The organism is Salinibacterium sp. SWN1162 (assembly GCF_015864675.1).
Lineage (GTDB): Bacteria > Actinomycetota > Actinomycetes > Actinomycetales > Microbacteriaceae > Rhodoglobus.
In genome coordinates this window covers 549,627-570,404 of the sequence record NZ_JADYWT010000001.1, presented here as the reverse complement: position 1 = coordinate 570,404, position 20,778 = coordinate 549,627, and the positions used below count along the sequence as shown (strand labels likewise).

At 62.4% G+C, this 20,778-nt stretch carries 20 protein-coding genes; 10 read left to right on the top strand and 10 right to left on the bottom strand.

What is annotated here, in order from left to right; translation table 11 throughout:
- Positions 1 to 89 precede the first annotated feature (89 nt).
- Positions 90 to 1,100, bottom strand: a complete 1,011-nt coding sequence (locus tag I6E58_RS02620; protein ID WP_197130080.1) for a serine hydrolase — start codon at positions 1,098 to 1,100, stop codon at positions 90 to 92.
- Positions 1,101 to 1,171: 71 nt separating this feature from the next.
- Here I6E58_RS02620 and I6E58_RS02615 point away from each other — a divergent pair, with 71 nt between their 5' ends.
- Complete coding sequence (locus I6E58_RS02615; RefSeq protein WP_197130078.1) at positions 1,172 to 1,729, top strand: YceI family protein; 558 nt, start codon at positions 1,172 to 1,174, stop codon at positions 1,727 to 1,729.
- Here the strand turns inward: I6E58_RS02615 and I6E58_RS02610 are convergent.
- From I6E58_RS02610 to I6E58_RS02595, 4 genes are read right to left on the bottom strand one after another with little or no spacing between them, the layout of a single operon-like run.
- Positions 1,689 to 2,954, bottom strand: a complete 1,266-nt coding sequence (locus I6E58_RS02610; protein ID WP_231595125.1) for an MFS transporter — start codon at positions 2,952 to 2,954, stop codon at positions 1,689 to 1,691. The genes I6E58_RS02615 and I6E58_RS02610 overlap by 41 nt on opposite strands.
- 57 nt (positions 2,955 to 3,011) lie before the next feature.
- A complete protein-coding gene (locus I6E58_RS02605) occupies positions 3,012 to 3,977 on the bottom strand; it encodes a hypothetical protein (RefSeq protein ID WP_197130075.1) in 966 nt (321 codons plus the stop codon).
- Entirely contained in the window at positions 3,967 to 4,644 is a 678-nt protein-coding gene (locus I6E58_RS02600; RefSeq protein ID WP_197130072.1) for a low molecular weight phosphatase family protein, read from the bottom strand. Before I6E58_RS02600 ends, I6E58_RS02605 begins: the two co-directional genes overlap by 11 nt.
- Positions 4,645 to 4,647: 3 nt before the next feature.
- Positions 4,648 to 6,039, bottom strand: coding sequence for a polysaccharide biosynthesis tyrosine autokinase (locus I6E58_RS02595; RefSeq protein ID WP_197130070.1), 1,392 nt, complete (start codon positions 6,037 to 6,039; stop codon positions 4,648 to 4,650).
- 281 nt (positions 6,040 to 6,320) lie between these two features.
- Here I6E58_RS02595 and purS point away from each other — a divergent pair, with 281 nt between their 5' ends.
- Genes purS through I6E58_RS02580 form a run of 3 tightly spaced genes read left to right on the top strand, consistent with a single transcriptional unit; the run spans position 6,321 to position 7,773 of the window.
- On the top strand, positions 6,321 to 6,593 hold the full coding sequence (gene purS / locus I6E58_RS02590) for a phosphoribosylformylglycinamidine synthase subunit PurS (protein WP_197130067.1): 273 nt from the start codon (positions 6,321 to 6,323) through the stop codon (positions 6,591 to 6,593).
- Complete coding sequence (purQ, locus tag I6E58_RS02585) at positions 6,593 to 7,291, top strand: phosphoribosylformylglycinamidine synthase subunit PurQ (RefSeq protein WP_197130065.1); 699 nt, start codon at positions 6,593 to 6,595, stop codon at positions 7,289 to 7,291. Before purS ends, purQ begins: the two co-directional genes overlap by 1 nt.
- Positions 7,292 to 7,308: 17 nt before the next feature.
- On the top strand, positions 7,309 to 7,773 hold the full coding sequence (locus I6E58_RS02580; RefSeq protein ID WP_197130063.1) for a DUF3817 domain-containing protein: 465 nt from the start codon (positions 7,309 to 7,311) through the stop codon (positions 7,771 to 7,773).
- 51 nt (positions 7,774 to 7,824) lie between these two features.
- On the opposite strand, the gene I6E58_RS02575 is transcribed toward I6E58_RS02580, so the two are convergent.
- Both I6E58_RS02575 and I6E58_RS02570 read right to left on the bottom strand, forming a co-directional pair.
- Positions 7,825 to 8,667, bottom strand: a complete 843-nt coding sequence (locus I6E58_RS02575) for a type II CAAX prenyl endopeptidase Rce1 family protein (protein WP_197130060.1) — start codon at positions 8,665 to 8,667, stop codon at positions 7,825 to 7,827.
- Between the two features lie 5 nt (positions 8,668 to 8,672).
- Complete coding sequence (locus tag I6E58_RS02570; RefSeq protein ID WP_197130056.1) at positions 8,673 to 9,890, bottom strand: mechanosensitive ion channel family protein; 1,218 nt, start codon at positions 9,888 to 9,890, stop codon at positions 8,673 to 8,675.
- A 96-nt stretch (positions 9,891 to 9,986) separates the two neighbouring features.
- Here I6E58_RS02570 and I6E58_RS02565 point away from each other — a divergent pair, with 96 nt between their 5' ends.
- Both I6E58_RS02565 and I6E58_RS02560 read left to right on the top strand, forming a co-directional pair.
- Positions 9,987 to 11,369 carry a DUF2254 domain-containing protein gene (locus I6E58_RS02565; protein WP_197130054.1) on the top strand — a complete coding sequence of 461 codons (1,383 nt, stop codon included), beginning with the start codon at positions 9,987 to 9,989 and terminating at the stop codon, positions 11,367 to 11,369.
- Positions 11,370 to 11,438: 69 nt separating this feature from the next.
- Positions 11,439 to 12,902, top strand: coding sequence for a glycosyltransferase (locus tag I6E58_RS02560; protein ID WP_197130051.1), 1,464 nt, complete (start codon positions 11,439 to 11,441; stop codon positions 12,900 to 12,902).
- A 31-nt stretch (positions 12,903 to 12,933) separates the two neighbouring features.
- Here I6E58_RS02560 and I6E58_RS02555 read toward each other — a convergent pair whose 3' ends face one another.
- The gene (locus tag I6E58_RS02555) at positions 12,934 to 15,087 is read right to left on the bottom strand and encodes a beta-glucosidase (protein ID WP_197130048.1); all 2,154 of its coding nucleotides are present in this window, start codon (positions 15,085 to 15,087) and stop codon (positions 12,934 to 12,936) included.
- Between the two features lie 195 nt (positions 15,088 to 15,282).
- On the opposite strand from I6E58_RS02555, the gene I6E58_RS14385 reads away from it, so the two are divergent.
- From I6E58_RS14385 to I6E58_RS02540, 3 genes are all read left to right on the top strand, one after another.
- Complete coding sequence (locus I6E58_RS14385) at positions 15,283 to 16,296, top strand: tail fiber protein (protein WP_197130045.1); 1,014 nt, start codon at positions 15,283 to 15,285, stop codon at positions 16,294 to 16,296.
- Between the two features lie 64 nt (positions 16,297 to 16,360).
- Positions 16,361 to 16,825, top strand: coding sequence for a GNAT family N-acetyltransferase (locus tag I6E58_RS02545; RefSeq protein ID WP_197130043.1), 465 nt, complete (start codon positions 16,361 to 16,363; stop codon positions 16,823 to 16,825).
- Positions 16,826 to 16,918: 93 nt separating this feature from the next.
- On the top strand, positions 16,919 to 17,659 hold the full coding sequence (locus tag I6E58_RS02540; RefSeq protein WP_197130041.1) for a sulfite exporter TauE/SafE family protein: 741 nt from the start codon (positions 16,919 to 16,921) through the stop codon (positions 17,657 to 17,659).
- 122 nt (positions 17,660 to 17,781) lie between these two features.
- Here the strand turns inward: I6E58_RS02540 and I6E58_RS02535 are convergent, their stop codons facing one another.
- Together I6E58_RS02535 and I6E58_RS02530 are read right to left on the bottom strand one after the other, a co-directional pair.
- Entirely contained in the window at positions 17,782 to 19,281 is a 1,500-nt protein-coding gene (locus I6E58_RS02535) for a catalase (protein ID WP_197130039.1), read from the bottom strand.
- 77 nt (positions 19,282 to 19,358) lie between these two features.
- Positions 19,359 to 19,808, bottom strand: a complete 450-nt coding sequence (locus tag I6E58_RS02530; RefSeq protein ID WP_197130038.1) for a Fur family transcriptional regulator — start codon at positions 19,806 to 19,808, stop codon at positions 19,359 to 19,361.
- A gap of 131 nt (positions 19,809 to 19,939) precedes the next feature.
- Here I6E58_RS02530 and I6E58_RS02525 point away from each other — a divergent pair, with 131 nt between their 5' ends.
- Entirely contained in the window at positions 19,940 to 20,566 is a 627-nt protein-coding gene (locus I6E58_RS02525) for a hypothetical protein (protein WP_231595124.1), read from the top strand.
- Positions 20,567 to 20,778 lie beyond the last annotated feature (212 nt).

Sequence of the window (20,778 nt, the reverse complement as noted above, 5' to 3'; positions counted from 1 at the left end):
TGAGCGCCAGTTCTCGACATCAACCACACGCTGCTTCGCGACATCCGACAACCGAGAACCGCTCGCGCTGGGTGCTGCCGGTGCGCTCATTAGCCGCCGAGGCGTTCGTCGAGTTCGCGGATGACCGGCCACGCGCCCTCTTCGGAGTTGGAGAGCACCACAACGTCGAGACCCGCCTCGAGGTAGTGGCGCACGATTCCGGAGGCGCCGGGGCTCACACCGTCGGCGAAGTAGCTGCGCACGGTGCCGTCTTCGTTCATGTCGAACTCGAGCCCGAAGCCGTACCAGGTCTCGTCGTCGTACTGAACTTGCGGAGTGAGAAACTCTTCCGTGAACTCGGTGTCGAGCAGCTCGCCGTTGCGCACCGCCTGAATGAAGCGAATGAGGTCGGCGGCCGTCACGTGAGCTCCACCATCGGGCAGGCCAATGGGCGGGGCGCTGTAGATGTTGGAAACCCAGCGGCCGTCGAGGTAGTCCCAGCCCTCGGCAACGCGCGGAGCGGCATCCCGACGGTCATAGAAGCCAGAGTCGACCATGCCGGCCGGCTCGAAAACTTCATCGAAAATGTACTGGCGGTAGTCGGTCTTGGTGACCTTCTCGAGCGCCAAGCCCGCGAGAACATAGCCCGCGTTGGTGTAAACGCATTCGACGCCGGGCTCCGCAAGCGACTCCTTATTCACAAAGGTGGGGAGCTGGTCGGCGGGCTCAAGAATTGTGTAGGTGGGGAACTCTGCCCACAGATCGGCGTAGCTTTCGCCCTCTTCTTCATCCACGTCATCCGCAATGCCGCTCGTGTGAGTGAGCACGTGCAACAGCGTGACGGCGGGGTCGATCTCGGTGTCGGCGAGGTCAACATAATGGTGAATGGATGTCTCGAGGTCGAGGTCATTCTTCGAGACCTGCTGCAGGGCGGCCACGCTCGTGAAGAGTTTGGTAATCGAGCTGGAATCGAAGCGGGTGTCAGCCGTGTTCGGCACGTCCCAACGCTGGCTGGCTTTACCTGCGACAGCCTCGTAAATGGTGGCATTGCCGCGTTTGATCAGCACCGTGCCCGAGAAGTCGCTCTGCTCAAGAAATTCGTCGAGTCCCGTGGTGTCCATAGTGCGAGCCTACCGAGAATTGATGACCGAATCGTGGAATAAGAAGACACCGGTCACAGTTCTCCGTAGGCATGACTACTTCTCTTGACACCCACACCAACTTCGCTATCGGAACCTGGCAGCTCGATCCCACGCACTCCACCGTTGCGTTCACGGTCAAGCACCTCATGATCAGCAAGGTTCGCGGAACCTTCGACGGTTTTTCGGGCACCATCGTCACCTCAGAAGTGCCTGCCGAGAACTCGATCACCGCCACCATCGACATGGCAACGATCAACACCAACCAGCCTGACCGCGACGGCCACCTGCGCACCAACGACTTCTTCAACGTGGAGGAGTTCCCCACCGCCACGTTCACCTCGACTTCGATGGACATCGACGGCGACGACCTCACCATTGAAGGTGACCTCACACTTCGTGGCGTTACCAAGCCCGTCACGCTGAAGGGCGAATTTGGCGGCATCGCCACCAACCCATACGGCCAGACTGTTGCCGCGGCAAGCGCCACCACCGTCATCAACCGCACCGAGTTCGGTATCAACTACAACGCTGCGCTCGAAACCGGTGGTGTTCTCCTTGGCGAGAACATCACTCTGACGTTTGACCTGCAGGCTGTACTTCAGAAGTAGCATCACGCGGTGCGGATGGTGTGGCGGGCTTGGCTCGCCACACCACGAGCGCTGCCGCGGTAACAACGAGCACCAGTACGCCAGCTCCCCAGGCGAGCCCGGCGTAGCCGATCATGATCAGGATGGGACCGGCGAAACCACCGCCCACCGCCCCGGCAAGGCTCATGATGGTGTCACTTCGACCCTGAATGCGTAGCCGCATCGCTCCCGTCGAGAGGTCAGCAACGAGTGCCGAACCAGCGACCGTAGAGGCGCTCCAGCCGAGACCGAGCAAGACGAGACCCACGGTGACGGCCGTATTGCTGAGCTCACCCAAAGCAACGACCAGCACGGATGCCGCAAAGAGCGCCTGCCCGATAAGGATTGTCGGGATGCGACCGAAACGGTCACTCGCCCAACCGAAGACCGGCGACAGCGAGTACATTCCGGCAATGTGCAAGCTGATGGTGAAGCCGATGATCGTGAGGCTCGCTCCGTGATGGAGCAAGTGCACGGGTGTCATCGCCATGATCGACACCATGACCGCGTGGCTGATCGCGATGGCGGCAATCGCGAAAACCAATGGGCCACGACCGCGGACGATTCCGGCATCCGCGGCAGCTGCCGGCTCGACAGGTTTATTGCCAGCCAGAACGAGAGGATCGGGGCGCAGCGCCACGAGGTAGAGCGCGACAGCGCCGAGTTGCGCCGCAATCGCGAAAACGAATGAGCCCGTATTGGTCGGCAGCGACAGCCATTGCGCTATCGCTTCACCAGGACCTACGAGGTTCGGGCCGGCGACAGCGCCAATCGTTGTCGACCAGACCACGAGTGAGAGGTCACGCCCCCGGTGCTGGGGAGCCGCAACATCCGTCGCAGCAAAGCGCGCCTGAAGGCCAACCGCCGTGCCGACGCCCAGCATCGCAAACCCCAGAATCAGGAGTGGGAAGAATCCGGCACCGACAGCAATGACAGTGATCAACGAGCCCGCGGCGGCAACGCCAGCCCCGAGCGCCAACGCGGGGCGACGACCCCAGCGAGCCGCCAACCGCGCCAGAGGAATAGAGACGAGCGCAGCACCGAGCGTGCTGGATGTCGCCGCCGCACCCGAGAGCGCCTCGCCGCCAAGATCGGCGGCCAAAATCGCCCCCACTGCAACAGTTGCTCCGAGGCCCAGCCCGGCGAGCACTTGCCCCGCAACGAGCGTGCGGACGATGCGGGATTGCACGGCGCGGTCGATGTCCATGGGTACAGTCTGTCTTACCACCAGCGCGTGTGCGCGCTAGCGCTTACCGCGCGGTGATTACCACGTAGCTCCGGCATCGGTAGACACCGAGACGCTAGAACCAGACCAGAGCCACACAGCGTCACCGGCTTGGGCGATCGAGACTGCCTGCGGCGCACTTTCCGCCGTGAAACAGCCAACCTTTTGCGCCTCGGCCGAGCTCGCTTCGAGAGACAAGATTGAGATTCCGGCACAGTCCTCTCCGCCAGCGGCGGCGATGACAAAGCCGGAGTCATTGGCCGCGATTGCCAGCGCACCGGGAATGCTAACTTCGCGCCAGCCGTCGTCGGCATCTAGAACGTGCACCTGATTGGTGCACAGCACTGCGACAGAATCTCCCTCAGCGAGCTGCAGCGGAGCACACGGAGCAGCGACATCGCGGTCGGGAAACTGCACGGTCGCGGGCTCTGCCGAGTCGATGAAAGCGGCGGCGCCATCTCCGGCCTCGTAGTCGGCCCAGAAGGCACCCGCTGTAAAGCTGCGGAACTCGCTGACTTCGCACCCATCTCCGACGGCCGCGACAATCGTTACGACGCTTTCGCTGTCAGCCCGAATAGCCAGCACTTGTCTGATGTCAAAAGCTTCGAGATCGACGCTCGAAAAGGTCTCACCGCCGTCGTCACTGCGTTCAAACACGGCGGGTGCATCGCTGCACACGGCCGCGTTTGCACGCCACGCGCTCGTACCATTTGCTGCGGCAAAAACCCGAGGGGCGGCAGCAATAGCGGGGGTGGTGGCCGTCGGCGTTGATGTCGGAGTCGCGGCGGGGCTGGCCGGAGCGTCAATTACGTAGGTGGGCGCACTAGAAGGAGCGGTGTCATCGTTGTCGTTTACCCCGAGGGCGACAACGACCAGGATGATGTCCGCGATCAAGAAAATCGATACGCCGACGATCGCCAAGGTTCGCCAATTGCGCCGCAACCTGCTGCGCCATGATCGTGTCGACGGGCGAGGCTTCTCACGCTCCGGAAGACTAGACGTCATGAGGGGTCACCCGCCCCTTCATCGCGCGAACGAATGCCGCAACGATCTGGGTCACAGCCTGATCAATCACCGTTCCCGACTCGTCGTACACATCCTGCGACTGCCGATACGGGTCGACTACGTCATCATCGTCAGGATTCTCGGGAGGCGGCACGAAGCCTCTCTGCGCCGCGACCACTGCGACGAGCGCCTGTGGAGAATCGATGGAAGCAAAATCATCATCAGTGAGAGCGGAAGCTATCCGAGCAAATTGTCTGAGCGTGAAGCAATAGCGAAGTGCGCGCACCGATTGCTGCACGACGTCGGCGCGGTGCTCGCGCGCGGCAGTGAGCACAAGATCCGCATGCTCGATGAGGTTTTCGTCAATTTGACGAGCACGATGCCCAGCGGGCGTGCCTCCGTAGGTGACCGACAGCTCTGCAGCAGGTTCGGGCATCGAACGACCGACCAGCGCTGAGGTGCCGGCGCTCAACACTGTTGCCTCGACCCCTGCTGCTGCGAGCCGAACAGCGAGCAACTGCTGCGCTAACGGTGACCGGCAAATATTTCCCGTGCAGACCGAGAGGATCGTGAAGGTGTGACTCGGATCAACCTCGGTGGACGCTGACTCACCAAGCCGAGCGCCGGGCTCGAGCATGTCGAAGGAAAAGTCGCTGATGTCAGTCATGAGCTATTTTTTGGCTTCGTCTATTTCGTACCCGTAGCCATAGGAATGGCCATAGTGCCCGTAGCCGTAAGCGTCGGGGCCCTTCGTCGGGAGCATCGTCAGTACCAGTCCGGAGATCGGCGCATCGACGTTCGCGAGCGCCGCTACGGCACCCTGCACTTGGCCCTTGTGAGTTTTTCCGGCCGCGATCACCAAAATCGCTCCGCCGACGCGTTTTGCGAGGATCGCCGCGTCTGTAACGGGCAATAGTGGAGGCGCATCGAAAATGACGTAGTCGAATTCCCTATTGAATACCTCGATCAGCTTGGCCATCGCTATGGAGCCAAGAAGTTCGCTGGGGTTCGGCGGGATTCGTCCAGCGGGGAGCACGAACAGTTTGTTGCGGCCCCACGGCTGCATCACATCTTTAAGGTCTGCTTTACCGATGAGCACGTCAGTAAGGCCCACTGCACCTTCGAGCCCCATGTATTCGCCAACCTTTGGCCTGCGCAGGTCAGCATCGACGAGGAGAACACGCACACCACTATCCGAGAGCGAGATTGCAAGGTTCGCCGCGGTGGTGCTCTTGCCCTCTGAAGCTACCGAACTCGTGATCACGAAGGCGCGGTCACGCTCACCGAAGTCGATGAACGACAGGTTGGTGCGAAGCGTGCGGAACGATTCCGCTCGAGGACTGCGCGGGTCGGACTGCACGATCAGGGGACGTTCTGCCGCCTTGGGGTCATAAGCGATTCCGCCGATGATGGGCGCATCAGAGATGAGTTCAAGGTCCCGCTCGTTGCGAACGCGGGTATCTAGGACCTCGCGAAGAACTGCGATTCCGACACCGAGAGCGAGTCCCACAAGGAACCCGAGGGCGATATTGAGGGGAACGCGTGGGCTCACTGGGGCCGACGGCGCTTCAGCGATTTGCACCGTTGTGAGCTTCACCGGGCTCACGGCACCCTCGGTTTCGGGGGTTTCGATGAGTTGCACAACGGTCGTCAAGCTCTCTGCGATGCCGTTGGCGATTTCAGCAGCCTTCGCCGGGTCGGCGTCGACCACGGAAACTTCGAGAACGGCGGAATCGAGAACGGCGGACACCGAGACATTCGCAGCGAGGGCATCGACTTCGGTATCCAAGTTGAGGCTGTCAATGACGGGTTGAAGCACGATGGGCGTGATCGCCAACTGTGAATAAGTTTTGACCCGCTGCACGGTGAACGAGTTACCTTGCTGAAGGTCAGAAACAGACCCTCCATCGCTCGCCGTGGAGACGAAAACCTTCGAGGATGCACTGTATTTCGGAGTCTGAAGGATGGAGAACGTCGCGGAACTAGCGACCCCCACCAGCATCAGCACCACGATCAGTAGCCAGCTTTTGCGCAAAATGCGTATGTAGTCGCGAAGCTCCATACAGCGGCCTTTCGTTAGACGATCTCGGAAGACACCCCTGCGCCCCCGTTACATGCTCCCACAGACCACCAAAATTCTAGCCATCCTCACGTGTGATTTGCGTACCGTGGACCGTTGTTCGGGCGGAAGTTCGGCTTGAGGCTGGGCCGGATGCTCGGGCCGCGGTGTGATCGCACGGGGCAGTTGCCCCGACTTCGGAGCAACTCAGAGCAGAGTCCATCGCACCGCTGCGCTCCGCTAGACTGAGGGCATCTTCCCGCGCGAAATCATGGAGTGATTCGGTGCCAACAATCGTCGTCGAGGTAATGCCCAAGGCTGAAATCCTCGATCCTCAGGGCAAGGCCGTAGCCGGCGCCCTCGTCCGTCTTGACAAGAGCGAGTTCAGCGCGGTGCGCATCGGTAAGCGTTTTGAGCTCACCGTTGACGGCCCCATCACTGATGAGCTGCTGGCTGAGGCCCGCGAGATCGCGAACGATCTTCTCGCCAACACGGTGATCGAAGACGTCATTTACGTTGGCGAGGCTCGCCCTGCCGACGACGCTCAGGGCGCATAGTGCGCGTCGGAGTCATCACCTTTCCGGGTTCGCTCGACGACCGTGACGCTCAGCGTGCGGTCAAGCTGGGTGGGGGTGAGCCGGTAGCCCTATGGCACGGTGACCACGACCTCAAGAACGTGGATGCCATCGTTCTGCCCGGCGGTTTCAGCTACGGCGACTACCTCCGTGCCGGCGCTATCGCAGCGCACTCGCCCATCATGAGCGAAGTCATCGCGGCAGCGAATGGCGGAATGCCCGTTCTGGGCATCTGCAACGGCTTCCAGATTTTGGTGGAATCCCACCTGCTTCCCGGCGGCCTCGTGCGCAACGACCACGGAGACTTTGTCTGCCGCGACCAGAAGCTACGCGTCGAAAATGTCGACACGGCGTGGAGCAACGGCTTCAAAGAAGACGAAGAGATCATCATCCCGTTGAAGAACGGTGAGGGCGGCTACATTGCTGACCAAGAAACGCTCGATCGTCTCGAGGGTGAAAACCAGGTCGTGTTCCGCTACCTCGAGGTCAACCCCAACGGGTCGGCGAATGACATTGCCGGCATCTCGAATGCGCGCGGCAACGTTGTGGGCCTTATGCCTCATCCCGAGCACGCGACCGAAGAAGGCTTTGGCCCAGACACCCGCGTAGCGATGCGTTCAGGCACCGACGGCCTCACGTTCTTCACGAGCGCGATCAGCTCGCTGATGGCCAACGCCTAATACTGAAAGTTCAGCCCATGTTTGCGACGCCCAAGTCACTATTCCGCGTTCTTGCTTTCGCTGAGGCGGTCACCTGGACGCTGCTGATCACCGGCCTCATCCTGCGCGCTACGGCGGGGCTGGATGTCGCGGTGTCGATCGGTGGGGCCATTCACGGTTTCGTCTTCCTGGCTTACGGTGCCACGGCCGTGTTGTTGACTGTGAACCAGCGTTGGAGCGTCGGCACCGCCGTTCTCACGATCGGTAGCGCTGTCATTCCGTACGCGACGATTCCGGTGGAGTTGTGGCTTGCACGCTCAGGACGTCTGAAGGGCGACTGGCGCAAAGAAGCATCCGATCATCCGCGGGATGCCGGCTGGATCGACCGCACGATGCGCTGGTTCTTGAATCACCCGTACATCTTGGTGGCCCTCATCGCTGGCGCCGTCATTCTGCTCTACGTTGTGCTTCTCATCGCGGGTCCTCCCGGCGGCAAAGAGTAACCTCGCGGCACGGCTGCGGCGCTTCCCCGAGGTGGGCTCGCCGCGCATCCGCTACAGCAAGAAGAACGGGATGACACCCGGGTTGCGCGCATGCACGATGACGAGGAACACGACCGCGTCAAACAGTAGGTGCACGCTCAGCACGTAGACGAGCGACTTCGTGGTCGAGTAGATCCAGCCCTGCAAGAGTGCGAACGGGATCGTGAGCAGCGGGCCCCACGACTGGTAACCGAGTTCCCACAGGAACGCCACGAAGATCACCATCTGCAGCAGGTTCGCCTGCCACACCGGGAAGTGACGGCGAAAGAGCACGAAGACGGTGAGGATGAAGAAGAGCTCATCCCACGTCCCCACGGCGTTCACGCCGACGAACAGGCGCCCAATCTCATCGGGCGTCGTGACGATGGGCCAGTTGAGATAGACCCCACTCGTGATGAAGTAGAACGGCAGAATGAGCCAGCCGAGAAAGAGCACGAGAAACAGGTAGCCCCACTGAACTCGGTTCCACGGCCAGCCGCCCCGCCACGGAAAGCGGATGAGGCGATCCTTGAACACGAAGCGCGAGATGGCATACGGCACGGCTACCGCCGCGGCCAGCACGAACCCGAGCAGGAAGAAGTTGCCCCAGCTGATGTCAGCTTCGACCGACACCGTCGAGACGATGATCATGCCGACCGCAATCAGCAACAGGTCCTTCGCGAGCCCTTCAGTGAGCTTGCGGCTATCCGTGAACCAGGCCGCGGCGAGCGCGACTGCCACGACGACGTAACCGAGCAGCGGCAGTCGGAGCGAGAACATCAGTACGGCCGAGCCGCTCAATAGCGCTGCAGGAACAAGGCCCCAACTGCGTGCGCTGAGGATGCGATCGGAGACAACGCTGTCGACGGACGGCATACGTATTAGTCCTTTGTAGGGGCGCGATCTGGCGCGTGGTCTGGCCCTTCAGTGGGCATGTTCTCGGGAACATTATCTTGCACCGGGATGGCGCCGGTGAATTCTTGACGGCGAGCATCCGCTTCGGCGCTACCGCTGAAGAGGCCGCGGTTCTGAGGCGCTGCCGACGATTTGGTGCGCACTGCAGCTTCGTTCTCGACCATGAGGACGCGCGTGCGGGGAAGCGCCGCGGGGTTCTTGGCCTGCAACCAGGTCACCATTTCTTCGCGAACGTGAGTGCGCAGATCCCAGAGCGCACCGGAGTCGGCAGCGCTGATCAGTACGCGAACCCGCACGAAGCCACCTTTGGCATCCACGACTTGGATGTTGGCGGTGCGGCCGTCCCACAGTTCAGTGCGCTCGACGACCTTGCTGAGGCGCTCGCGCATCTGGTCGATGTTGACGCGCCAGTCGAGGTCGAAGTTCACTTCGCCGAGCAGTTCGGTGGCGTTACGCGTCCAGTTCTGGAATGGCGTGGTCGTGAAGTAGGTGGAGGGCAGCACGAGGCGACGCTGATCCCAGATACTGACGACGATGTAAGTGAGGGTGATCTCTTCGATACGGCCCCACTCGCCATCGGCAATCACGACGTCATCCACTCGGATGGCGTCGCTGAAGGCGAGCTGCATTCCCGCGAATACGTTGGCGAGCGCCGACTGCGCGGCGATACCGGCAACGACGGAAACAAGGCCGGCGGAGGCGAGAACACTCGCACCGAGGGCTTCGGCACCGGGGAGAGTGAGAAGAATGGCACCGATCGTGACGATAACGATCACGGCGGCAAGAACGCGGCGGATTAGGAGAACTTGGGTGCGCACCCGGCGCGCGGCCCGATTGTCGGGAACATCGGTCGGGTAGCGAGCGAGAGTGCGATTGAGCAGCAGGTTGATGATCGCGATCAGCAGCCAGCCACCGGCCGCGATGACCGCGATGAGGAAAACCGTATCGATGACGTCGCGAAGGTCTGCGACCGGGAGCGTGATCGAAATCGCTGCCCACACGGCAAGCAAGGCCATCAGCACTCGTAAGCGCTGACGCGTTTGAGCGAGGGTTTGGTAGACCCCGGGGCGAACGCGCGAGATTCCCCGCACAACGAGCGAGATCACTCCGATGCCAATGACGACCGCGACGAGCGCAATCAGTACGGCTACGGCGAGCCCCAGCCACGATACCCATTCAAACAATCGAGTGATTTCCTTTCATTCGCGTTGTTCCACCCTAGGGGCAGGCACCACAACAAAGCCTGACGTGATTAACTGGGGCGATTCGAGAGGGCTGTCATGAGCGAGCTAGCAACACAGAGTGCACGTCGCAATTCCCTGCGCCGCTGGATCGCCACGCTGCGTGAGGGCATCGCAGCTGAACTCTGGCCGCTGCCTACGATGTCCATCATTCTGGCGGTGATCTTGGGCATCGTGATCCCCTTGATCGACCGCGCCGTGGATGACTCACTTCCGGCCGCGTTCGAACGCATTCTGTTCGCCGGTGGCCCCGAAAGCGCGCGCGCCGTGCTCTCGGCCATCTCGGGTTCGCTGATCACGGCGACCTCTCTTACCTTCTCTCTTACCGTCGTTGCACTGCAACTGGCCAGCAGCCAGGCATCGCCGCGTGTGCTGCGCACCTTCCTCAAAGACCAGACCGTGCACTGGACCCTCTCGGTGTTCGTGGGTACCTTCGCCTACGCCCTCACGGTGTTGCGCACAGTTCAGGATGGCGATGACAGCATCGACCCGATCGTGCCCCGCCTTGCGGTGACGTTGGCGTCGCTGCTGACCCTGGCGAGCGTTGTCATGCTCACGCTTTTTCTCGCGCACCTCGCGCGGCAGCTGCGCATTGAGACCACGATGCGGCAGGTTTACCTCGAAACCAGCAAGACCATCGAGCTGGTGGCATCCACGATGGCTACCGGTGAAACGGAACTGCCCGCCTGGCCACCTGCCGAACGCATCGAACTTGCCTTGGCCAAACGTTCGGGGTTCATCCGCTCGAGCGACCGCTCCCGCTTGCTGACCATCGCGATCAAGAACGACATCGTGGCGCGCGAAGAACACACGGTTGGCCACCATGTCGTGAGCGGAACCCCCGTACTTCGCTGGTGGCCCCGCGACCCGATGCGGCATCTGGATGACGACGCGCGCGACGCCATCAACAGCGCGCTGGTCGGTGCCGTCAGCCTCGCTTACGAGCGCACGGCCAGCCAAGATATTGGTTTTGGCATCCGGCAACTCGTCGACATCACGGCGCGCGCCCTCTCCCCCGGAGTCAACGACCCCACGACGGCCGTGCACACGCTCGGGCATATTTCAGCGACGCTGTGCTCGCTCGCGGACCTGGAGATTCAGTCGCGCGGCCTCACCGATGATGACGACATCGTGCGCGTCATCATCAAGCCCCACAACTTCATCAACCTGCTCGACGTCGCCCTGACTCAGCCACGGCGCTATGGCGCGAGCGACCCCGGCGTGGTGGAGCGTTTGTACCAACTGCTGCAAGAGGTTGGCTACCGCGCGCAACGCACCGAGCAGTCAGAAGCGGTGGCGGCGCAGATCGACCGGCTCGAAGCATCCGTGGCGGCAGAAACGTATGACGCGGTGGAGCGCGAACGATTCGCCCGCTTTGCCGAAGCCGCCCGGGTGGCGACCACCGAGCACCGCTGGCTCTAAGAAATTCGCCGGAGGTGTTACGCCACGCACTCCGGGCGCGGCCGCATCGGGCTCGACTATCATTTCCCCATGCCAGACACCCAGCCCGCTCATTTCCCCACTGCTGGCGGAGAGCGGGTTCTGATCTTGTCTGCCGGGGTCGGATCGGGTCACAACAGCGCCGCCGCGGCTGTGCGCCAAGCGTGTGACGCCCGCACCGATGTCGCCGAGGTGCAGGTGCTCGACGTGTTGCAGGTCAGCAGCACGCTGTACCGCGACGTGCTGGGCAAGGGCTATTTCGTACTCGCCAAGGGTTTGCCCTGGCTGCTCGACTGGGCGTACGACGTCAGTGACGCCCCGTTTTGGCGTCGCGGCCCCATCGACCCGTGGACACAGGCCAACTCTCTCCCCGTGATTCGGGCCATCAAACGCTTTCAGCCGACCGCCATCGTGAGTACCCATTTCCTCCCGGCTCAGCTCATGGCGACCCTTCTCATGCGCGGGGTGATTGACGCCAAAACAGCGGTGGTCACGACCGACTACGACCCGCAGGGGCTGTGGCTCACCAGCGCCTTCCACTCGTTCAATGTGGCGCGTGAGGAGGGCAAGGTCGAGCTGATGGCGCTCGGCTTCCCGTCCGATCGCGTGGCTGCTACCGGCATCCCCATCAGTACACCGTCGGACGTTGCGCCCGATCGCGTCACCAACGACATCCCGCACATCCTGATTTCTGCAGGCGCTGCGGGCGGGGATTACGCCACCGCTGTCGTGCGACAGACGCTTCATATGCGCTCGGCGTTCACGGCAACTGTTGTGTGCGGGCACAACGTCGAGACTCGCGCAGACATTGAGAGACTTGTCGGGGCTGACGACCGTTTTCAGGTTCTGGGGTTCACGACTGAGATGCCGGCGCTACTGAGAAGCGCCGATCTGTTCGTGGGCAAGCCTGGCGGGTTGTCGGCTTCCGAATGCATGGCGGCGGGATTGCCCATGGTGCTGGTGAACCCCATCCCGGGTCAAGAAGTTCGTAACGGTGACTACCTCATGGAGCAGGGCGCTGCTGTTCGCTGCAACAACGTCACCACCCTCGGGTGGAAGATCGACCGGATCTTGCAAGAACCGGGGCGACTTGCCCGAATGCAGGCGGCGGCGAAAAAGACCGGCCGCCCGGATGCCGCAGCCGACGTTCTCACCGGACTGCTCGACGGCCCGCGCCGCCCGATCGTCGTAACTCGTGACGCTCAAAAAGCCATTCTTGCCGCCAGTGAAAAGCGATTGGTGGCGAGCGATCTGCGGGGAGATTCTGCTCTAGTGCGGCTGACGGATCCCACCGATAACAGCACGGTGGCACTCCTGAAAGCGGATGAGTTGAAAGACCTGCAGAAGCGGTACGCGTCGACCGAGGGAGAGTTAGTGCTCCGCCCCGACCAGACGCTCGCGTCGCTTCGGTGGGAGGGCCGCCGCCTAATTCGGGCCGTGCTGCGCAACGACGATTCGCTGCGAGTCCGCATCGACGCGCTTCCGCACGCACAGCCGTCGCCGCGAGCGCAGTAGCAGTTCTAGCGCTCGTCGCAGCCCGCATCCGCTAGTCAGCGGTCGGGCGAAACGGCACCGCTCCGGCCCAGTCGGAAGGGCTGCACTGAGCCGCGAGTAGCGCCCACTCACCTGACCGCGCGCTCCACTGCCGAGTATTCGGATCCCGCTGCAACGTCGGCCCCGCATCGAGTGTTATTTGCACGGTCGCGCTCGCCCCACTCGGCACCGTGACTTTCTGAAAGCCGACTAACTGGGCTACCGGATGCTCGGCCGCCACGTCAGCAGCATAGAGCTGCACCACGGTGGAGCCGGCGCGGTTGCCCGTATTGGTGACGAGAACGCGAGCGGTGCCGCCAGTGTCGGCGAACGTGTGATCGAGCAGTTCATGAGTCATCGTGGTGTAGCCCAAGCCGAATCCGAACGGGAAGGCGGGAGCGACGCCGGTGGCATCGAGGTGGCGCTGACCCCACTTGTCGTCGTACACGACCGCTTTAGCCGCGCTATCAAACGGCGGCAGGTGCGCTGCGTCGCGCGGGATGACGAACGGCAACCGGCCTCCGGGCTCGGTGTCTCCCGTGAGCATGCTCGCGAGCGCGTGCCCGCCTTCCATACCGCCGTACCAGGCCAGAACCAGCGCCGGGATACGTTCGCGCCAGGCGTCGGTCACGATCGCACTGCCGCCTACCAGCACCACCACCGTGCGCGGGTTGGCTGCGGCAACGGCTCTGATGAGACTCGCGTCAGATGGCCGCAGTTCGAGCGAGCTGCGATCGCCACCGCGAACGAAGCGTGCGGCGAGGTGTGCCAATCCGATGAAAATGCGGCGGGACAAACCTGAATTAAATGCGCGACCGAGAATGCCGACGTCGACTCCCCCGGTGACCACCGACTCGCCTTCGTCATGCTGATCGAGGCCGACAACGACGATCGCGACCTCTGCCTGCGCGGCGAGCGCGGCCGCAGCGCTCTCGTTCTTGCCTGAATCGGTCGTGATGTGTGCCGCGGGGAACGCTTCGCGTATCCCCTGCAGCGGAGAAACGGTAGACGGCGGCCGCACCCGCGATGAGCCGTGATCGCCCAGATTGTCTCCGTCGGCAAGCCGCCCGACGACTGCTAGCCGGCGCGTGGTGCGCGGCAACGGCAGCAGTGGCGTCTCATCGATGGCGTCATTCTTGAGCAGCACGATGGACTCGGCGGCGGCCTGAAGGGCAAGGGCCCGGTGCGCGGGAGAGGCGATGACGGTCGCGCTTGGCTCCTGCTGCTCGCGCGTGGCGGCATGAAGAATACTGGTACTCAGGATGCGGTGAGCCGACTGCAGCACGGTGGTGCGGTCGAGCTGACCGTTGCGCAACGCCGCCGGCAGTGCGCGCGCCCGCAGCATCCGCAGCGGCATTTCGATGTCCATGCCGGCTTCGAGGCTCGCGACCGCATCGTGGGTGCCGAACACCCAGTCGCTCGTCACGAAGCCCGTGAAGCCCCACTCGTCGCGCAGCACGTCGGTGAGCAGGGCGCGATTGACGTCCATGTACTCGCCGCGCACTCGGTTGTAGGCGCTCATAATCGAGTCGGCTCCGGCATCCACTGTCGCCTTGAAATGGGGCAAATACACCTCGTGCAGCGCGTGGTCATCGACGGCGACATCCACTTCGAAGCGTTCGTTCTCCATCGAGTTAAGCGCGAAATGCTTGACGCACGCCATCGTGTGCACCCGAACGCCGCGGGTAAGGGCCGAGCCCATCTGACCGACGAGCACCGGATCTTCGCCGTAGCATTCCTGCGCGCGGCCCCAGGCCGGATGCCGCAGCAAGTTGATGCACACCGATGCCGAATAGTTGGCACCCTGCGCGCGGGTCTCGGCACCGATCGCCACCCCGACGCGCTGCTCAAGCTCTGGATCCCACGTCGCCGCCCGCGCCATCGTCACGGGGAACGCCGTAGCCGCTCCGATAACGACACCGCGAGCACCATCACTGAAGCGGATGCCCGGAATTCCGAGCCGCGCAACGGCTCCGGCCACGAACGGTCGCCGCCCGAGAAGGACAGGGATGAAGGGCAAAAGTCGCCGAGGAGAGTCTCCGTCGAGCAAGCCGAGCAGTTCTTTGTCAGTCAGCAGAGCGATGAGCTGGGTGGCGGATTCATCTGCATCACGTGCGCCGTCGCGAACAGCGCGCACCGCGTCGTTGAAGGCGTTCGCTTTCTCCATAGTTCAAAGTCTGCACCCTCCCACTGTGCTCACGCACAACGGAGTTAGTTTGACCACGAAACCAGCACAATCATCACGATGGCGGGGTCGACGATGGCAACCTCTCTGCGAATGTCGTGGTGGCGCGCGAACGCACCCCTACTAATGGGGGTCGAGACCTCTCGTAGTCCACTTGTCGCGCATCGATAGATTGGCATGAACCACTGGCGCATCTTGGCGCCACCTCAATTGACTGGATCATTCTTGCCTTCACCGCTTCGCGCTCCCTCACGTTCGCTTCGATTGCTTGCGGGGGCAGCGATTGCCGCCGTGATGCTCGCCGGCTGCACAAGCCAGGGCAGTTCTGCGGATGCACTGCAGAAGGCTTGCGTTGACACCACCGCCTCAGCAATCAAGCTCATTGACGCCGGCGACTCGTGCGGTGCCGGTTTCGTCGAAGCAGTTTTCATGACCGATGCTGCCGCGGCCGGCGCCGACGGCGAAGACGGGCAGAACGGCGCTGATGGAATCGACGGCACAGATGGCGTTGATGGCACCGACGGTCTCAATGGCGCGACAGGCGCAACAGGACTCACCGGGGCGAACGGGGGCACCGCGCTCAGCGGACCGACGGGAGCCACTGGCCCGGCGGGTGCAGACGGCACTAATGGCGCAGACGGCGCGGCGGGTGCAGACGGCACTAGCGGCGCAGACGGCGCTGCAGGACCCACCGGTCCCATCGGACTCACCGGAGCGACCGGCCCCATCGGCCTCACCGGCGCCACAGGCCCCACCGGCGCAACGGGCACCAACGGCGCTGACGGCCCGGCCGGCCCGCAGGGGCCTCAGGGCGACGCGGGCCCAACAGGCGAAACGGGAGCTGCCGGCGCAACTGGGGCAACAGGAGCTGCCGGCGCAACAGGCGCAACCGGTAATTCCGCTCTCTCCGACAGCTTCGGAAGTAGCGTTAATCGCGCGGGTGACGGCGGAACCTACGAGTGCTATCTGGGCACCCTCTCATTGACAGCATCAAGCTACGCCGGTGAAGGCATCGTGGCCGATGGGCGTGAACTGTTAATTGCAAACAACACTGCACTCTTCTCGCTTCTAGGGACCACCTACGGCGGTAATGGTCGCACCACCTTCAACATTCCCGACATGAGCGCGGTCACGCCTAACAACATGACGTGGACACTCTGCCACCTAGGAATCTTCCCGAGTCGCAACTAATCACCGCTAACAGCGTCGTCGACACTTGGCGAGCTCCGCGTGACACGCAGACTAGAATTCTGACGTGGAAGACACTTACGAACTCGAACTCCGCAGCGTTCCCTTCGAGCATGCCGACTCGGTCATGCTGCGTGCGGCACAGCGCGCCGAGCTCACCGCACGGTACGGAACAGAAGACAGCGAACCCGGCGTCAAGCCGAACGCTGACTCTGTTGTCGTCTTCTTGATCGCCTACGTTGATGGCGTTCCGGCTGGGTGCGGCGGGCTCCGTGAGCTCAGCGAAGAGATCTTTGAAGTGAAGCGGATGTACGTTACACCCGCCCAGCGCGGCACCGGCATTGCGGTCGCTGTGCTTAAGGGACTCGAGGAGTGGGCTCGCGCGCAGTCAGCGACGACCCTCGCCCTCGAAACCGGAACAGCCCAGCCCGACGCGATGCGCTTCTACGAGCGCGAAGGCTACAGCCGTATTGAAAACTTCGGCGACTACGTGGGCGAAGAACTAAGCGTCTGCTACGCCAAAAACCTGTAGCCGGGCCAGCATCGCCACTGTCTCGCGGCGGCGAGCCGCACTCTGAGCCTGCTCCGGTCTGGCGCAACCCCGGCATCCGCTTAGGCTAGGGCGGTGCTCGCTCTTGTCGCTCTCGCCGTCGTTATAGGAGCACTCTCTCAACGCATTACGGGCATGGGTTTCGCGCTCGTGGCGTCGCCGCTGATCGTGATTCTGCTCGGCCCGTTCGACGGCGTGCTCGTCGTGAACCTGTGCGGCGTGGTCTCGTCGCTGCTCATCATTCCGCGCGTCTGGCGCCACATCGAGTGGCGCACCCTGGCGTGGCTGGCGATCCCGGCAGTGCTGGCGATCATCCCCGGCTCGCTGCTCGTCACTCGTTTACCCGGCTCCGTGCTGCAGCTCAGCGTTGGGGTGCTCGTCATTGTGGCGCTCACCGCGACGTTGCTCATCACGCGCGCTGAACACATCGTTCCGGCCCGCCCGGCGGCAATTGTGGCGGGGGCAGCATCAGGTTTCATGAATACGGCTGCGGGAGTCGGCGGCCCGGCCCTCAGCATCTACGCGGTGCTGATGCGCTGGCCGCAAGTGAACTTCGCGGCCACACTGCAGCCCTATTTTGTGATTGTGGGCTCGTCTGCCCTCATCACAAAAACCATTTTCTCCGGCGGAGTGGTACCCAATTTGGATGTCGCCAGCTGGATCCTCATCATCGGCTCACTGCTCGTCGGGCTCGCGCTGGGTGAAGTGCTCACTCGTCACATCAGCCATCGAGCAGCGCGCATTGCGGTCATCATCGTGGCCTACCTCGGAGGAACCGTCGCGATCATCGATGGCGCTCTCGCCCTCGCCTCTTAACGCACGATCGCTTGCGGAGCAGGCCTCTTCGCTTCTTAAGGCACGGATGCCCGGCCCCCAACGTTCGGGGACCGGGCATCCGGTGTTCGACTTCGCGTTAGCGATGCCGTTTCAGCTCAGTGCTACTCGGCGGGGCCGACTCCGACGGGGTCAGCTTCCTCGTTGGCGGTGTCGCCATTGCCGGGAACGGTCTTGCGCAGGGTGGCGCCGAGTTCGGCATCCACGCTGCCCCAGTACCAGTAGAAACGCTCGAGGATCTCGGGAACGGTGATGCCACGGCCCTGTCCGGTGAGGGTTTCGATGAAGCGAGCCTTCGACTCTGCCGAGAAGACTTCGCGGTAGAGCGTTCCGGCCTGACCGAAGTCGTCGTCTTCGGAGTGCAGGGTCTGAGCGCTGCGCATGAGTTCGCCGTCGCTTGCCCAGCCGCCTTCGCCAGCCAGCTCGGGCTGAGCTGCCGGTCCACCGAACGAGTTCGGCGTGTACGTGCGCGCTGCAGCGTCACCGATCTTGTAGTTCATGGCGCCTTCGTGCTGGTAGTTGCGCGCTTCGGAGGCGTGAGGCTGGTTGACGGGGAGCTGGTTGTAGTTTGCTCCGATGCGGTTGCGCTGGGCATCCGGGTAGGAGAACACGCGCGCCATCAGCATCTTGTCGGGGCTGATGTCGGTGCCGGGAACCATGTTCGACGGCGAGAACGCTGACTGCTCGATCTGCGCGAAGAAGTTCTCCGGGTTGCGGTTGAGCGTGAAGTGGCCAACCGGAATCAGTGGGTAGTCCTCGTGCGACCAAGTCTTGGTCATGTCGAAGGGGTTGAAGCGGTAGGTCTTGGCTTCTTCGTAGGGCATGACCTGAACCGAGACGTCCCACGTGGGGAAGTCGCCCTTGGCGATGGAGTCGAAGAGGTCGCGACGGTAGTAGTCGGCGTCTTCACCGGCGATGCGTTCAGCATCCGCGGCTTCCATCAGTTCGACACCCTGGCGGGAGTGGAAGTGGTACTGCACCCAGAAGCGCTCACCGGCGGCGTTGATCCACTGGTAGGTGTGCGATCCGTAGCCGTTGATGTGGCGCCACGACTTGCTGAGACCGCGGTCACCCATGAGGTAGGTGACCTGGTGGGCGCTTTCGGGCGAGAGGGTCCAGAAGTCCCACTGCATGTCGGCGTTGCGCAGACCAGAGTCGCCCATGCGCTTCTGCGAGTGGATGAAGTCGGGGAACTTCATTGCATCGCGCAAGAAGAAGATGGGGGTGTTGTTTCCGACGATGTCGTAGTTACCCTCGGTGCTGTAGAAACGCAGTGCGAATCCACGAACGTCGCGCCAGGTGTCGGGCGAGCCCTGTTCACCGGCTACCGACGAGATGCGGAGAATGGTTTCACTCTTAGTGCCCTTTTGGAAGACGGCGGCCTTCGTGAACTGCGACACGTCTTCGGTGACGACGAACTCTCCGAATGCTCCACCACCCTTGGCGTGGGGGTTGCGCTCCGGCACACGCTCGCGGTTGAACGCGGCGAGCTTCTCGACCAAGAAGCGGTCGTGAAGTGCGGTTACGCCATCGGGACCCGTAGTGAGCGAATGTTCGTCGCTCGCAATGGGTGCGCCGGCCTGGGTTGTCGTGGGTTCAGTCACGATGTCTCCTTTATGTGGGGGTGATTAGTGGCGAATTGAAGATGGGGCGACAGCGTAGACAGCTCTGTCTGTGTTGTTCAGTCTGCGCTCTTTTTGGTGAGAGCGTTCTGGCAATCGGGGCAAACGCCCCAGAAGTTCACTTCGGCGGTGTGCACGGTGAAGCCGCCGGCGTCGGATGGTGTGAGGCACGGCGCATGACCAACAACACAGTCCACGTCACGCACAGCACTGCATTCGGTGCACACGATGTGGTGATGGTTGTCGCCAGTGCGGCGTTCATAGAGAGCGGATGACCCTGCCGGCTCGATCTTGCGCAGCAAGCCCGCCGTCGTGAGCGCCGCCAGCACTCCGTACACGGCTTGGAGGGAGGTGCCGGGCACACTCGGTAGAACCGCCCCGAAGATCGTGTCGGCATCGGAGTGCGGGATCTCGGTAAGGGCGGTCAGCACAGCGACGCGGGGCTCGGTCACTTTGAGACCGGCCTCTCGCAGGGTGTCGGCGAGCGCCGCATCCGTCACTGTTTCCATGAGTACGACCGTATCAGTTGTTTTGAATAACTCAAGACAACTTGTGGTGAACTTTGCCGCCTTGTGTTCCCGACTCCACAGTTCTTGGATTCCCCGCATCGGACGATATCGACCGCTGTACCGTAGCAGGGGTGCCATCCCCGATTACGTTTCACGCCTTCGCCGATGAGTCGTCCGCGAACCGCGGAGAGAGCCAGCAGGAGTATCTGATCGGTGCGGCTCTCGTGCCCGTCGACGAATGCGAAGACGTTCGCGAGCGGCTTCGCCCCCTGCTGTTGCCCGGGCAGATCAAACTTCACTGGACTGACGAGAGCGAGTCCAGACGACGCCGAATTATCGCGTTGCTTTGTGAACTGGGGACCATGAATGTAGTGATTGCGCATCGCTCCACACGGCAAAAGAAAACTGAACGCTTCCGCCGAAAGTGCCTTGGTGATTTCTATTCGGAGATGACCGCGATGAATGTCCAGGACGTCACGCTCGAGAGCCGCAGCCCCAAGCAGGACAAGCTAGATCGCGCCCACATTGTTGGTTTGCAGAATTCTGGCCAATCCAAGGGCGTCCGCATCACTCACCTTCGTGGCGGCGACGAGCCGCTGTTGTGGATTGCTGACGCTGCACTCGGCGCAATCAACGCCGATTATCTAGGCGAGAAGAGTCACCTCGAGGCCTTGTCACACACTTTCGTAGTTCACCGGTGTACTAGCGAATCCCTAACGCCCGAGGAATTTTCGTCAGGAAAAAACGAAAGACCCTAGATCCAGTCGTCCGGCTGGGGTTCTAAGGTCTTCTTCCTTCCCCGTCGTAACGGGAGGCACTTCCAATGCTAGCTGGACCTACCCGCTTGGGCAAGAGCTCCGGGCTTCTTAGGCTTGCTTCCCCGAGCGGCCAGTTGAGAGGCGAAGCGCCCCAATCCGTCCTGTATCGATGCCACAGTCACGTCACCGAGCAGGCTCGTGCAACTTGTCTG

Coding starts and splice junctions, on each gene's coding strand:
- I6E58_RS02600 (WP_197130072.1), bottom strand. CDS start 4,644: ATGACTGACATCAGCGACTTTTCCTTCGACATGCTCGAGCCCGGCGCT.
- I6E58_RS02560 (WP_197130051.1), top strand. CDS start 11,439: ATGCCAGACACCCAGCCCGCTCATTTCCCCACTGCTGGCGGAGAGCGG.
- I6E58_RS02605 (WP_197130075.1), bottom strand. CDS start 3,977: ATGACGTCTAGTCTTCCGGAGCGTGAGAAGCCTCGCCCGTCGACACGA.
- I6E58_RS02615 (WP_197130078.1), top strand. CDS start 1,172: ATGACTACTTCTCTTGACACCCACACCAACTTCGCTATCGGAACCTGG.
- I6E58_RS02595 (WP_197130070.1), bottom strand. CDS start 6,039: ATGGAGCTTCGCGACTACATACGCATTTTGCGCAAAAGCTGGCTACTG.
- I6E58_RS02620 (WP_197130080.1), bottom strand. CDS start 1,100: ATGGACACCACGGGACTCGACGAATTTCTTGAGCAGAGCGACTTCTCG.
- I6E58_RS14385 (WP_197130045.1), top strand. CDS start 15,283: ATGAACCACTGGCGCATCTTGGCGCCACCTCAATTGACTGGATCATTC.
- I6E58_RS02555 (WP_197130048.1), bottom strand. CDS start 15,087: ATGGAGAAAGCGAACGCCTTCAACGACGCGGTGCGCGCTGTTCGCGAC.
- I6E58_RS02575 (WP_197130060.1), bottom strand. CDS start 8,667: ATGCCGTCCGTCGACAGCGTTGTCTCCGATCGCATCCTCAGCGCACGC.
- I6E58_RS02610 (WP_231595125.1), bottom strand. CDS start 2,954: ATGGACATCGACCGCGCCGTGCAATCCCGCATCGTCCGCACGCTCGTT.
- I6E58_RS02580 (WP_197130063.1), top strand. CDS start 7,309: ATGTTTGCGACGCCCAAGTCACTATTCCGCGTTCTTGCTTTCGCTGAG.
- I6E58_RS02530 (WP_197130038.1), bottom strand. CDS start 19,808: ATGGAAACAGTGACGGATGCGGCGCTCGCCGACACCCTGCGAGAGGCC.
- I6E58_RS02565 (WP_197130054.1), top strand. CDS start 9,987: ATGAGCGAGCTAGCAACACAGAGTGCACGTCGCAATTCCCTGCGCCGC.